The sequence below is a fragment of the Agathobaculum sp. TL06 genome, from assembly GCF_054658635.1.
The window spans coordinates 26,826-38,712 of sequence record NZ_BAAGGY010000003.1 but is presented as its reverse complement, the minus strand read 5'-3'; the positions used below and the strand labels follow the sequence as shown (position 1 = coordinate 38,712).

The 11,887-nt window shown below is 58.6% G+C and carries 12 protein-coding genes and 2 tRNA genes; 4 read left to right on the top strand and 10 right to left on the bottom strand.

Features of this window, described 5'->3' with window-relative positions:
* Positions 1-10 precede the first annotated feature (10 nt).
* The 3 genes from ACYQ3S_RS02365 to ACYQ3S_RS02355 are packed head-to-tail and all read right to left on the bottom strand — an operon-like array spanning position 11 to position 1,967.
* Positions 11-496 carry a DNA-deoxyinosine glycosylase gene (locus ACYQ3S_RS02365; RefSeq protein WP_459687150.1) on the bottom strand — a complete coding sequence of 162 codons (486 nt, stop codon included), beginning with the start codon at positions 494-496 and terminating at the stop codon, positions 11-13.
* The gene (locus tag ACYQ3S_RS02360) at positions 493-1,542 is read right to left on the bottom strand and encodes an A/G-specific adenine glycosylase (protein WP_459687149.1); all 1,050 of its coding nucleotides are present in this window, start codon (positions 1,540-1,542) and stop codon (positions 493-495) included. The genes ACYQ3S_RS02365 and ACYQ3S_RS02360 overlap by 4 nt, the downstream gene beginning before the upstream one ends.
* The gene (locus ACYQ3S_RS02355; RefSeq protein ID WP_054326277.1) at positions 1,539-1,967 is read right to left on the bottom strand and encodes a PaaI family thioesterase; all 429 of its coding nucleotides are present in this window, start codon (positions 1,965-1,967) and stop codon (positions 1,539-1,541) included. The genes ACYQ3S_RS02360 and ACYQ3S_RS02355 overlap by 4 nt, the downstream gene beginning before the upstream one ends.
* Before the next feature lie 343 nt (positions 1,968-2,310).
* Here ACYQ3S_RS02355 and ACYQ3S_RS02350 point away from each other — a divergent pair, with 343 nt between their 5' ends.
* The 3 genes from ACYQ3S_RS02350 to ACYQ3S_RS02340 all read left to right on the top strand — a co-directional run bounded on the left by ACYQ3S_RS02350 (position 2,311) and on the right by ACYQ3S_RS02340 (position 3,260).
* On the top strand, positions 2,311-2,985 hold the full coding sequence (locus ACYQ3S_RS02350) for a helix-turn-helix domain-containing protein (protein ID WP_459687148.1): 675 nt from the start codon (positions 2,311-2,313) through the stop codon (positions 2,983-2,985).
* An 85-nt stretch (positions 2,986-3,070) separates the two neighbouring features.
* Positions 3,071-3,146 (top strand) — tRNA-Thr (locus ACYQ3S_RS02345).
* A 29-nt stretch (positions 3,147-3,175) separates the two neighbouring features.
* Positions 3,176-3,260: transfer RNA gene (locus ACYQ3S_RS02340), tRNA-Tyr, on the top strand.
* 174 nt (positions 3,261-3,434) lie between these two features.
* Here the strand turns inward: ACYQ3S_RS02340 and ACYQ3S_RS02335 are convergent.
* The 7 genes from ACYQ3S_RS02335 to ACYQ3S_RS02305 all read right to left on the bottom strand — a co-directional run bounded on the left by ACYQ3S_RS02335 (position 3,435) and on the right by ACYQ3S_RS02305 (position 9,164).
* Complete coding sequence (locus ACYQ3S_RS02335) at positions 3,435-3,980, bottom strand: endonuclease (RefSeq protein WP_459687147.1); 546 nt, start codon at positions 3,978-3,980, stop codon at positions 3,435-3,437.
* A 103-nt stretch (positions 3,981-4,083) separates the two neighbouring features.
* On the bottom strand, positions 4,084-4,572 hold the full coding sequence (locus ACYQ3S_RS02330; RefSeq protein WP_459687146.1) for a GNAT family N-acetyltransferase: 489 nt from the start codon (positions 4,570-4,572) through the stop codon (positions 4,084-4,086).
* Entirely contained in the window at positions 4,572-6,047 is a 1,476-nt protein-coding gene (locus tag ACYQ3S_RS02325) for an amino acid adenylation domain-containing protein (RefSeq protein ID WP_459687145.1), read from the bottom strand. Before ACYQ3S_RS02325 ends, ACYQ3S_RS02330 begins: the two co-directional genes overlap by 1 nt.
* 20 nt (positions 6,048-6,067) lie before the next feature.
* A complete protein-coding gene (mutM, locus tag ACYQ3S_RS02320) occupies positions 6,068-6,892 on the bottom strand; it encodes a bifunctional DNA-formamidopyrimidine glycosylase/DNA-(apurinic or apyrimidinic site) lyase (protein ID WP_459687144.1) in 825 nt (274 codons plus the stop codon).
* Complete coding sequence (locus ACYQ3S_RS02315) at positions 6,870-7,784, bottom strand: radical SAM mobile pair protein B (protein ID WP_459687143.1); 915 nt, start codon at positions 7,782-7,784, stop codon at positions 6,870-6,872. Before ACYQ3S_RS02315 ends, mutM begins: the two co-directional genes overlap by 23 nt.
* Positions 7,777-8,703: a DUF1848 domain-containing protein gene (locus tag ACYQ3S_RS02310; protein ID WP_459687142.1), complete on the bottom strand. Its 927-nt coding sequence runs from the start codon at positions 8,701-8,703 to the stop codon at positions 7,777-7,779. The genes ACYQ3S_RS02315 and ACYQ3S_RS02310 overlap by 8 nt, the downstream gene beginning before the upstream one ends.
* Positions 8,700-9,164 (bottom strand): MarR family winged helix-turn-helix transcriptional regulator, encoded by a 465-nt coding sequence (locus ACYQ3S_RS02305; protein WP_459687141.1) that lies wholly within the window; start codon positions 9,162-9,164, stop codon positions 8,700-8,702. The genes ACYQ3S_RS02310 and ACYQ3S_RS02305 overlap by 4 nt, the downstream gene beginning before the upstream one ends.
* Positions 9,165-9,487: 323 nt before the next feature.
* On the opposite strand from ACYQ3S_RS02305, the gene ACYQ3S_RS02300 reads away from it, so the two are divergent.
* On the top strand, positions 9,488-11,881 hold the full coding sequence (locus ACYQ3S_RS02300) for a phosphoketolase family protein (RefSeq protein WP_459687140.1): 2,394 nt from the start codon (positions 9,488-9,490) through the stop codon (positions 11,879-11,881).
* The last annotated feature ends 6 nt before the right edge of the window (positions 11,882-11,887 follow it).

The following is an 11,887-nucleotide window of genomic DNA, read 5'->3' as shown; positions in this document are numbered from 1 at the left end:
CGCCTTCTTTCTATAAAATGACGCGGTATGCCTCAATCAGGCGCTCCAACGACCATGTGGCGTTGGCCGGACTGGTGGAGGGGAGCTGTGTGATCGGCACATGGGTCTGCGGTTCGATAAGCTTGCGGTACAGCTCCGCAGATTTGCCGCCGGTGGCGAAAATACGCTCTATCTTGCTTTCCCGCAGCAGGCGGCCGATGTCGTTCGGCACGGCGTTTTTGATGCTGGTATCCGACGCGCCGGCGATATCGCATCGGGCGATGGTATCCCACAGCGCGATATGGTGGCGCAGGCACATGGCGCGTTTTTCTTCGATGGTCTGCGGAGGCTGCTCGCCCAATACAGCGGAAAGCACGCGCCAAAAGCGGTTTTGCGGATGGCCGTAAAAGAAACCGAGCTCACGAGATTTGGGGCTGGGCATTGAGCCGAGCAGCAACACGCGGGATTCACTGTCGTACAGCGGCGGGAAATTGTGGACAACGGTCTGGGTTTTCATAGTTCCTCCTCGATCACGTTGAGAAAGGCGCGGAACGCGCTGGGCAGCGCGTATGCGGCGCGCAGCGCCGGAGGGCTGACAAAGGTAAGCGCTTCCGGCTGATTATCCAGCTCGATGTAATAGCCGTTCATATGCCACTCCACATGGGTGAAAATATGCCTGGCGGGACGGAGGGAAAGCATCCGGCGGAGCTGCCAGCCGAGTCCGGCAAGCGCGCGCCGTGTTTCCTCGGGCGAAAGATGCCCGTCGAGCGAGGGAAGCTCCCACAGGCCGGCGAGCAGGCCGGCGGAGGGGCGCTGCCGCAGGCCGACGAGCGTGCCGCAGCGCACGAGCAGTACGGTGCGGTTTTCAATGCGCCGCGCCTTTTTAGCGGCACGCAGCGGCAGGGAGGACGCATTTCCGTGGTGATACCCCAGGCACAGGTGCTGCAGTGGGCAGTCCCCGCAGCGCGGCGTACCGTTGGGCAGGCACACGGTTGCGCCAAGTTCCATCAGCGCCTGATTGAGATCGCCCGGCCGGTCCGCGGGCATCCATGCGGCAAAGCGTTCGCGCGTCTGCTTTTTATATTTGGCGTCCGTGATCGGCGTGAAATCGTTATCCAGCCGCGCGGCAACGCGCAGCACGTTTCCATCCACCGCGGGAACGGGAATGCCATAGGCGATCGACGCGATCGCGCCGGCCGTGTATTCGCCGATGCCGGGAAGCGAAAGCAGCTTGTCATAATCCGCGGGCAGCTGGCCGCCGTATTCCTGGCAGAGCACGACAGCGGCGCGGTGCAGGTTGCGCACCCGACTGTAGTAGCCGAGCCCCTCCCACAGCTTCATGTAAACGGATTCCTCCGCTTCCGCCAGCGCGCGGATGTCCGGCAGTGCGTCCATCCAGCGGTCAAAGTATCCGCGCACAGCCTCGACGCGCGTCTGCTGAAGCATGATTTCGCTGATCCATACACGGTAAGGCGTGGGCAGCGTGCGCCACGGCAGGTCGCGGTGTCCCTGGTCGTACCAGCCGAGCAGCGGGGGAACAAGAGCGGGGGAGACACCGTTCAACTTGTCTTGTCTCCCAGCGTTTCCCCAGTATAGAACATGGTGAAAACGGCGTCCGCGATATGGCGCCGCGCCTCGTCATGCACCTCTACCATATAGACGGCCGTCTTGCTGCCGCGCTTGCGCTCATAGGCGACCGCGGTAAGCGTTGTACCCGCATGCCCGGGCCGGTAATAATGGATATTGCTGTCCAGCGTAACGGCGACGATGCCGTGCGAAGCGGCAGCTGAGCCCGCGGCAATGTCGCAGAGCGTGAAAATCGTGCCGCCGTGCGCCATGCCGAGCGGATTGAGCAGCTCGTCGGTCAGGTCAAGCTCCACCGTCGCGCCTCCGTCCTCATCAAGGGTGATGACGCGCATATGCATCAGCTTGTTCAGGCCGTTTGCTTCCTGCCGCAGTTTCAGGATTCTTTCGATTTCAGTTTTCATAAGCAAGGCTCCTTTGCATGGACATGGTGCGGCAATGCGCAGGCAGCCGCACCATGGAAGAATTGTCGGATTACTTTTATTATAATAGACCGCGGGGGATGCCGTCAAGCAAAGCGGCGGTGGATTCCATTACGAAAATAAAAAAGAATTGTTAAGGGATGCGAAAAAACAGCGGCATACAAGATGTAGTTATCACTGTGCGAGAGTGCAACAAAATAACGTGAAAATGATAAAAACAGGACAAAATGAAACCTGAAAAGGACGAAAAAGGTTTTTTCGGTGCTTTACAAACGCTAATACAGCGAGTATAATAACAATAGTTTTATGATGGGGTAACAGAGATATGGCCAGTGATTTCTCTCGCACGCTCGCGCTTTTGCGGCGGGAAAAGAAAATAAGCCAGCGTACTGCTGCCGCCGACCTGGGGGTATCGCAGGCGTTGCTCAGCCATTATGAAAATGGCCTGCGCGAACCGGGGCTGTCCTTTGTGGTGCGCGCGGCGGATTACTATGGCGTATCCTGTGATTACCTGTTGGGACGCTCGATGGCAAGAGACGGTTCGGCCGTGCCTGTCGGCAGGATGGATGGCAGGGAGGATGCGGAACAGGAAAAGAACCGCGTCGTGGAAGCGGCGGCGCTGCTGCTCGATCTGGCCGGTCAGACCGGAAGCATGCAGCTCCCGCGCGAAGTGGAAGCGTACCTGTCGGTTGCCGTTTATAAGGCATACCGATATATCTATATGGCCGATCCGGCGGGCGTAGAGGCTGTGTTCCGCGCGTCGCGGGAGCAGTTTGAGTACCTGTGCGATGCGCGCCTGAAGCAGCATGAGCTGCGCATCCGCACGGCAGCGCAGGGGACGGCGGGCTTCGGCCTTTCGGCAGAGGAACTGCATCGTTTTCCGATGTCGCCCAATGAGATCAGCAAACGCTATCCGGAGCAGGCGGGGGCTTTCCTGACGATTTTGCAGCAGGTATCGGATTCAATTGAAGCGCTTGGAAAAAATGTGAGTATAAAATAAGAAAAATGAAAAAAACTGTTGACAGATGGCGGTGGATTGTGATAATATAAATAACGTCGCCGAGACAGACAAAACCTGCGAAAACGCTGGTGTAGCTCAGTTGGTAGAGCAGCTGATTTGTAATCAGCAGGTCGGGGGTTCAAGTCCGTCCACCAGCTCCACCTTTTTAAGGCGGCATGCAATCGAATATGGGAGGTTTCCCGAGTGGCCAAAGGGAACAGACTGTAAATCTGTCGTCTATGACTTCGGTGGTTCGAATCCACCACCTCCCACCAGTTGTGAAAAAGCACTCCATTTGGAGTGCTTTTTGCATTATATATCTCCTGTATCTCCTGCTCAAATGCGTGACCGGCAAGCGCTGCCAGGTACGGAGGGCTGTAATCAAATAAGGCGGAAGGGGGAGACGGACAGCCCTCTGGGAATTCTGCCTTCCCTGAATTGCGCTCAGGTCATATGATTTGCCGGCAGGCCGTTTTAAGGGCGCAAATATGGCATTGCGGTCTTTTTTTGCAAACAGAAATACAGTGCTCCAAAATCAGCCAGTGATACCAGCCATAAATGTGGGCGTCGTTCGGCAAACCGGATTCAAAAAAGTCTTTCCTGGCGGGATCGTCGGGAAGCGCATATCCCAGCCGCAAAAGGAGACGGCGGGTATAGGCATCAATAATAAAAGATGGCCTGTAAAAGGCGTATACCAAAATCACATCCGCCGTTTCCGCGCCAATGCCCGAAAGGGCAAGCAATTCCCCGCGCAGCTTCGGCAAAGGAATCCTCTGAACAGCCTGACGGTCAAATTGATAGGCGCGGAACCATGCAATCAGGGCGCGTATGGTTCTGGATTTTGACCGGTAGAAACCGCAGGGGCGGATGCATTGCTCCAGTTCCTCCGGAGACAGCGCTTCAATAGATTCCGGCGTTAACTTGTCCGCGATCGCTGCACAGGTCTTTTCTACGCTGTTCCATGTTGTGTTCTGCACCAATACCGATTGGAACATAACGGTAAACGGATCGTCCGACCACCAGCGGGGCCTGCCGTATGCGTCCAGCAGCATTTGATACAGGGATTGTGCGTTTAACATAACATATTCTCCCCGCTTTCTATTCGTCCTTTTCGCTGCAAGGCGCGCTTGGCAGCTGCATCATATCCGGCATAGCGGTAAAGCCAAGCGCCTGGTATAACGCTTTGCCCGGCTTGGAAGATTCCAAATAGATTTTCGTAATATGGCGCTGCTTTGCTTGGCGGATCAGCCACAGGACGATTGCTTTACCGATACCCTGTCCGCGCAAGCGCGGGCAGGTGTAAATGTTCATCAAATAAGCGCATGCCCCAGTGGGATTATCCGGAGAGGGCATTTCGTTGTAAAAACAGATCCCGCCGCAGCCGACGATCGCATCCCCAAGGCGGGCAAAACAGGCGATATGCGCTCCGGTGGGGAGCGCATCCTGATAGTACCGGCGGTTTTCCCGTTCCAGTGCTTCTGCAGGCTGGTGAGAGGGGAGGGAGAACACCTCATGCAGCACCCGCATCCGCCATTCCATCAGTGTTTCCAGATCTTCGAGTGCAGCTTCCCGTATTTCGACTGTCATCAGAACGTTCCTGCTTTCATCACAACGGGTAATTTTGCCGTATCCGGCTTGCCGTTGGCGTTGAGGGGAATGAAAGGCATTTTCACAAAGAACTCGGGGATCATAAAAGCGGTCAGGTTCTCCGCCAGTTCCTGCTTTACCGCCGATACCTTGATATCCTGCTCCGCAGGGACCACATAGGCTATCATGTAGGAAAGCCCGTCTTCGTCCGTAAAGGCGCGGACGACCGCCTGCTGCACGCTCCGGCACTGGTACAGGCGGGACTCGACCTCGGACACCTCGACCCGCTTGCCGTAAATCATGACCTGCGAGTCCTTGCGGTGCAGGAAAGCGATGTTCCCGTCCGGCAGGAGGTAGCCGAGGTCGCCGCTCCGGTACATCGCGCCGTCCGCCGCCGTGCGCACAAAGGCTCGGTTCTCCTCCGCATGGTCGCCGATGTAGCCCAGGGACACGCCGCCGCCGTAGATGCAGATTTCCCCGGTCTCGCCGTCCGGCGCCTCGTTTCCGTCCGCGTCCAGGATGCGGATTTGGCTTCCCCGCACCGCCTTACCGATGGGATAGGTCCCGTCCTCCAGCACCGTGCCGCCGTTGCAGCGGTAGTAGGACGCGCACACCGTGGTTTCGGACGGGCCGTAGGTATTGTACACATCGGCCTGCCCGAGCAGGCGGTCCACATACACGCCGCGCAGCACGTCCCCGCCGCTGATGAGCAGGCGGAGCGACGCCGGTATCGCGGGCAGGTGGTTCATCTCCGCGAGCAGGTAGGGGAAACCGCTGAGCATGGTGACCCCGTGCCGGTCCACGAACCGCATCAGCGCGCGAATATCCGCCCTGTCCTCCTCGGACGGGATGGCGATCGCCGCCCCGTTCAACAGGCTGGCAAAGACCTCTTCCACAAAAATATCGAACGAGCACACCGAATATTGCAGCATCACATCCCCCGGGCGCGCATGAAACTCGTGTTCAAACGCCCGGACGTAGTGGCACACGTTGCGGTTGGTCACGCAAACGCCCTTGGGCCGTCCGGTGGTACCCGAGGTATACAGCACATAGGCTGGCGCGTCCGGTGCCGGCCCGGCGGTCTTGATTTCGTCCGCCTGTTCCATCCCGCAGATTTCACAGTCGGTCAGCCGCAGCGCAAAGCCGTCCAGCTTGTCCGCGCATTCGCGCTCGGTCAGGATGAAATCGACCGCCGCCTCCTGCATCATATACCGGATCCGGCCGGTGGGAAAAGACGGCTCGGCCGGAACGTATCTTGCGCCGCATTTGAGCACGGCCAGTATGGCCGCGATCATCTCCGCGCGATGCTCCATCACGATGCCGACGCTGCGCACCTCCGCCGGAAAGGTGCCTGCGATTCGGTCCGCCAGCTCGGACAGTTCCCCAAAAGTCAGGGTGCGGTTGTTCTCTATGACCGCGGGCCTTTCCGCGTTATCCTTAACGATTTGCTGAAAAAGAGAATCGATTGTATCCATCTTGCTGTTCCTCCATTGTGCTAATGCTGACAGGCCGGACAATAGGTGCTGCTTCGCCCGCCGAGCACGGCGCGGCGCAGCGGCGTCCCGCAGATGGGGCAGGGCTCGCCCTCCTGTCCGTAGACCTGCAAAAACGGTGTGTTGCGGTAGTCCTGCCCTTTGGTTTTCAGGTATTCCTCGGGCGTAATCGCGTTTTTTTCGATAAAATAGGCGAGCCGTTCCGGAATGGCGGCCGCCAGCCGCGCCCATTCCCCGCCGGTCAGGCTGCTCGTGGTGCGCATGGGCGCAATGCGCGCCGCGAATAGGATTTCGTCCGCATAGATATTGCCGATGCCGGCGACGACCGTCTGGTCCATCAGGCATTCCTTGACGGTCTTTTTCCGCTTCCCCAGGCGGGCGCGCAGGTAGTCTGCGGAGAAGTCCGCGTCGAACGGCTCCTTACCCAGCTTTGCGATGCCGGTGTAAGTATCGGCTTCCCCGTCTTGGAGCAGCCAGAAGCGCCCGAAGCGGCGCGTATCCGAAAAGCGCAGCTCCCTACCGCCGCCGAGCTCCAAGACCAGATGGGTGTGCTTCTCTTCCGGCATTTCGGCCGGAGCCAGCAGCAGGCAGCCGGTCATCCGCAGGTGGAGGACCGCACAGCTACCGTTCGCCAGACGGAAACGCAGGAACTTCCCCCGGCGCTCCACGCCGGATACCGTCTGCCCGGCCAGTCCCTGGCAGAATGCGTCCGCGTCGGGGTGTGCGACCACCTCCGGCCGTCGTACCTGGACGCGCTCGATCGTTAGCCCTTGTATCTGCGGCCCGATGACCCGCTTGATGGTTTCAACCTCCGGCAGTTCCGGCATGGCGATTCCCGTCCTTTCTGGCAGAGCGTTTGATCTGCTCGTGATAGAAATAGTTGACGACAACCGGCGGCGCGTCGAACGGCCGCTGCATGCTGTCGTCGTTGGTCACATAGTCCAGCCCGAGCGTAGCGGCGTCGGCCTTGAGCTCTTGGTCCAGCATGCGCCAATAGCTGCGGTCGCCTCGGACATAAATTTCCTGATACAGCGGCAGCAGGTGCGGGTGCTTTTCTCGGATATAGTCCAATATTACCGCCTTGTAGCTGCCCCGCAGGTTGAGGTTTTCCAGCCAGATGAGGTTGCACTGTCCCTTGGCCCGCCGGACGATGGCCGGTACATCGGTGATGCCTGGAAAAATGGGCGAGATAAAGCAGGTGGTGCGCACCCCGGCGCGATGGAAGGCTTGCATCGCGGCCAGCCGCCGTTCGATGGAGACCGCGCTGTCCATATCCTGCCGGAAGCCCTCGTCCAGGGTGTTGATGGACCAGGAGACGCGGGCGTCCGGAAAGGTTTTGATGAGGTCCAGGTCGCGCAGCACCAGATCGCTTTTGGTGGCAATGCTGATTTTAGCGCCGCTGCCCTGGAGCTGTAAAAGCAGCGCTCGGGTGCGCTCGTACCGCTCTTCCTGCGGCAGATAGGGGTCGGTGACCGAACCGATAAACAGCTCCTTGCCCGCGTACCTGCCCGGGTTCGTGACCGGTGGCCATTGCTTGACGTCCAGGAACGTCCCCCAGGGCTCGGTATGTCCGGTGAACCGCTTCATAAAGGACGCGTAGCAGTACCGGCAGCCGTGGGTACAGCCCACATAGGGGTTGACCGAGTACTCGCACACCGGCAGGTTGGATTTGGACAGGATGCTGCGCACCTGCACGGTCTGTATCACAGGTTCAGCCATGCTTTTCTCCTTTCCGGAAGGGCTTCTGCACACCCTGGATGATAGTGTCCTCCGGCCCGACATGCCCCAACAGCAGCGGCGAGGCGGGGTCATGGCGCTTGAAATTCTCCACCGCCTTGTGCGCGTTTTTGTTGGCGTAGCAGTATTTGCAGCCGTTGAGACAGGTGTCGTATGCGCCGATATCCCGGCTCTCGATGCAGTGGCAGCCCTGCCGCATGCCCTTGTGCTTGCGGTCTTTGAATACGATGCCATTGGCCCGCCCCAGGATGTCCAGCGTCATGCAGCCGGAGGCGTGGATGCCGTATCGGGTATAGTCGCCGTTTGTGCCGCAGGTCTGAAGATGCAGGCCGTATTTCGCCGCAATCGCGCCCAGGCCCTGCGCCAGCGCGTCCATGTCCTGCACAGAGAGCGGGATAAGCTCGGGCATGTTGGTCTCCAGCTTTTTGTACATTTCCACAAAGCTGAAAATGCAGCGGTCCACATAGGGGGTCAGCACAGCCGCCATGCGCTCAAAGGTTTCCAAGTGGCGCTCGATGGTGTAGTCTCGGGTTAGGAGGACCGGGTCGTAGCGCCACGCGACGCGCTGCTTGCCCACCTGCTCGGAAAGCTCGAGCAGCGTGTCCATGCTTTGTTCAATGGAAGGCACGCCCGGCTCGACGTCCTTGCCGTAGGCCGTGATCGTATAGTGGAAATAGGTAGCGAACCGGTCGGTGATTTCATGCAGCCGCGGCAGGATGGGCCGGTAGTCCTTCGAGCAGAACACCACGCAGTCCACCTTGTCCGGCGTCAGCTCATAGTGGTTGACTTTATTTGGGAACAGCGGGTTGCGGGCGAGCACATAGCCCTCCGCAAAGCGGTTGAGCAGCCATTCGGAGTAGTATTGGACGCTGTCTGTCCGTCCGCCTGTATTGATAATCATGTCTGCATCCCCCTTTCAAGCGCGTCGAATTTTGCTTTCATCGCATGGGAAAACTGTGTGGTGATGCGCACCATCTCAGCGATATCCGCGTCCGGCAGCTCCGCCATGGCGTCGTTTTCCGCCTGTGCCGCCGGCGGTATAATTGCCCTGGTATACTCCCTGCCCGCCTCGGTGAAGCGGATAATCTTATTGCGGCGGTCGGTTTCCGACTCGGTCAGCGTGACGTAGCCCTTTTTCAAAAACTTCTTGATGATGGCGCTGATGGTCTGCTTGGTTGCGGACAGCCGCTCGCAGATGTCGGCCTGCAGGCAGCCTTCCGGCGCAAACCACAGGATGTCCAGCACAAACAGCTCCTTTGCAGTCAGGTTGTGCCGCCTGGCATATAACTCATAGGCCGCAAACTGCACATCCCGCAGCTTGCAATATTGATTGACATAAGCATTTACTTCAGTTCGTTCCATGACTTCCTCTTTTGCAAATATTTGATTGTCTAATATTAGACTTATTGTAACGTAAAATATGCGCCCTGTCAAGATTGGGCAGCACTATTTTGGGGATTCGATAAAACTATTACAATATTCCCGATATAGTGGGAGTATTGTTGTGATTTTTGATAGTAAAATGACTGAATCTTCCCCTTTTTCATAGTACCATACATGAGTGAGGAGCGGAAAGGCGAGACGAGAAAAAGCGACATGCGCTATGCGCTGCTCCGGTAAAACAGGATAGTATGATGTCACACCATATGGATTTGCACAGAGGAAAAAAGGAAAGGAGCCAAAAAATGCAAGAGAACGATATCCAGAGCAGGGGTGAAAAGGAAGAACAGACAGAAGAACTGCTGAAAAAGATGGACGCGTATTGGCGTGCGGCGAATTATCTGTCCGTGGGGCAACTGTACCTGCTGGATAACCCGCTGCTGCGCGAGCCGCTGACCATGGAGCAGGTGAAGAAAAAGATCGTCGGCCATTGGGGGACGGTGCCGGGGCAGAATTTTGTCTATGTACACCTCAACCGCGTGATCAAGCAGTATGACCTGGATATGATCCTGCTGTCCGGCCCAGGGCATGGCGGGAACTTCTTTGTCGCAAACACCTATCTGGAAGGGACCTACAGCGAGGTCTATCCGAACGTGAGCGAGGACGCAGAGGGTATGAAGCGCCTGTTCAAGCAGTTTTCGTTCCCCGGCGGCGTCGCCAGCCATGTGGCGCCGGAAACGCCCGGCTCGATCCATGAGGGCGGCGAGCTGGGGTATTCCATCGCGCATGCGTTCGGGGCGGTGCTGGATAATCCGGAGCTGATCGCGGCGGTGACCGTGGGAGACGGGGAAGCGGAAACCGGCCCGCTGGCCGCCTCGTGGCAGTCGAACAAGTTCCTGAATCCGGTCACGGACGGCGCGGTGCTGCCGATCCTGCACCTGAACGGGTATAAGATCTCCAACCCGACGGTGTTTTCGCGCATCAGCCATGACGAGCTGCGGAAGTATTTTGAGGGCTGCGGGTGGAAACCGTATTTCGTCGAGGGAGACGAGCCGATGGAGATGCACCGGAAGATGGCGGAGACGCTGGACCAGGTGATCGGGGAGATCAAGGGGATACAGAAGCATGCGCGAGAGAGCGGAGACACCGCGCGTCCGGTCTGGCCGATGATCGTGCTGCGCACGCCGAAGGGGTGGACAGGGCCGCGCGAGGTGGACGGGAAGCAGATCGAAGGGAGCTTCCGTGCGCATCAGGTGCCGGTGATGATGGACCGGCCGGAGCATCTGCAGATCCTGAGCGATTGGCTGCACAGTTACCATCCGGAGGAGCTGTTCGACGAAAACGGTCGGCTGCTGCCGGAGCTGCGGGAGCTTGTGCCGCGTGGGGACCGCCGGATCGGCGCAAACCCGCATGCGAACGGCGGACTGCTGCTGCGCGACCTGCGCCTGCCGGACTTCCGGAATTATGCCGTTCCGGTGCCTGCGCCGGGCGCGGTGGAAGGGCAGGATATGATCGAGCTGGGCGCGTACATCCGCGATGTGTTCCGCCTGAATCGGGAAAGCCGGAACTTCCGTGCGTTCGGACCGGACGAGACCATGTCCAACCGCCTGTCCCATGTGTTTGAGGAGACCGGACGGAGCTGGAATGCGGAATGGAAGGCAACAGACGAATTCCTGTCCGCGGATGGGCGTGTGATGGACGGGATGCTGTCCGAGCATCTGTGCGAGGGCTGGCTGGAGGGCTACCTGCTGACCGGCCGCCACGGCTTCTTTGCGAGCTATGAGGCGTTCATCCGGATCATAGATTCGATGGCGGCGCAGCACGCGAAATGGCTGAAGGTGTGCAATCAGCTTCCGTGGAGGCAGAAGATCGCGTCGCTCAACCTGATTTTGGCGTCCAACGTGTGGCAGCAGGACCATAACGGCTTTACACATCAGGACCCGGGCTTCCTCGACCATATCGCGAACAAAAAAGCGGACGTGGTGCGGCTGTACCTGCCGCCGGATGCGAACTGCCTGCTCAGCTGCTTTGACCACTGCATCCGGAGCCGGAATTATGTGAACGTGATTGTGGCGAGCAAGCATCCGCGTCCGCAATGGCTGACCATGGAGCAGGCAGTGCAGCACTGCACGAAGGGGATCGGCATCTGGGACTGGGCATCGAACGACCAGGACTGCGAGCCGGATGTGGTGATGGCGTGCTGCGGTGAAACGCCGACGCTGGAAACGCTGGCGGCGGTGTCCATCCTGCGCGCGGAGCTGCCGGAGCTGAAGGTGCGCGTGATCAACGTGGTGGACCTGATGAAGCTGCAGCCTTCGACCGAGCATCCGCACGGGTTGACGGACAACGAATACGATATGCTGTTCACGAAGGACAAGCCGATCATCTTTGCGTTCCACGGTTATCCGACGCTGGTGCATGAGCTGACCTACCGGCGGCACAACCGCCACCTGCATGTGCGCGGCTACAAGGAGGAAGGGACGATCACGACGCCGTTTGATATGCGGGTGCAGAATGATATCGACCGGTTCCATCTGGTGCAGGACGTGCTGATGCGCCTGCCGCAGCTGGGCAATCGGGGGACGCACCTCTGGCAGAAGATGGAGAACCGCCTGATCGAACACAAGCAGTATATTACCCAGTACGGCATCGATATGCCCGAAGTGAGAGAATGGGTGTGGAGCGGCACAGAAAAATAACAGTGC

What these genes read in the sequence shown, in the direction of transcription:
- ACYQ3S_RS02300 (WP_459687140.1), top strand. Translation starts at nt 9,488, where the DNA reads ATGCAAGAGAACGATATCCAGAGCAGGGGTGAAAAGGAAGAACAGACA.
- ACYQ3S_RS02350 (WP_459687148.1), top strand. Translation starts at nt 2,311, where the DNA reads ATGGCCAGTGATTTCTCTCGCACGCTCGCGCTTTTGCGGCGGGAAAAG.
- ACYQ3S_RS02315 (WP_459687143.1), bottom strand. Translation starts at nt 7,784, where the DNA reads ATGGCTGAACCTGTGATACAGACCGTGCAGGTGCGCAGCATCCTGTCC.
- ACYQ3S_RS02325 (WP_459687145.1), bottom strand. Translation starts at nt 6,047, where the DNA reads ATGGATACAATCGATTCTCTTTTTCAGCAAATCGTTAAGGATAACGCG.
- mutM (WP_459687144.1), bottom strand. Translation starts at nt 6,892, where the DNA reads ATGCCGGAACTGCCGGAGGTTGAAACCATCAAGCGGGTCATCGGGCCG.
- ACYQ3S_RS02355 (WP_054326277.1), bottom strand. Translation starts at nt 1,967, where the DNA reads ATGAAAACTGAAATCGAAAGAATCCTGAAACTGCGGCAGGAAGCAAAC.
- ACYQ3S_RS02305 (WP_459687141.1), bottom strand. Translation starts at nt 9,164, where the DNA reads ATGGAACGAACTGAAGTAAATGCTTATGTCAATCAATATTGCAAGCTG.
- ACYQ3S_RS02330 (WP_459687146.1), bottom strand. Translation starts at nt 4,572, where the DNA reads ATGACAGTCGAAATACGGGAAGCTGCACTCGAAGATCTGGAAACACTG.
- ACYQ3S_RS02335 (WP_459687147.1), bottom strand. Translation starts at nt 3,980, where the DNA reads ATGTTCCAATCGGTATTGGTGCAGAACACAACATGGAACAGCGTAGAA.
- ACYQ3S_RS02365 (WP_459687150.1), bottom strand. Translation starts at nt 496, where the DNA reads ATGAAAACCCAGACCGTTGTCCACAATTTCCCGCCGCTGTACGACAGT.
- ACYQ3S_RS02310 (WP_459687142.1), bottom strand. Translation starts at nt 8,703, where the DNA reads ATGATTATCAATACAGGCGGACGGACAGACAGCGTCCAATACTACTCC.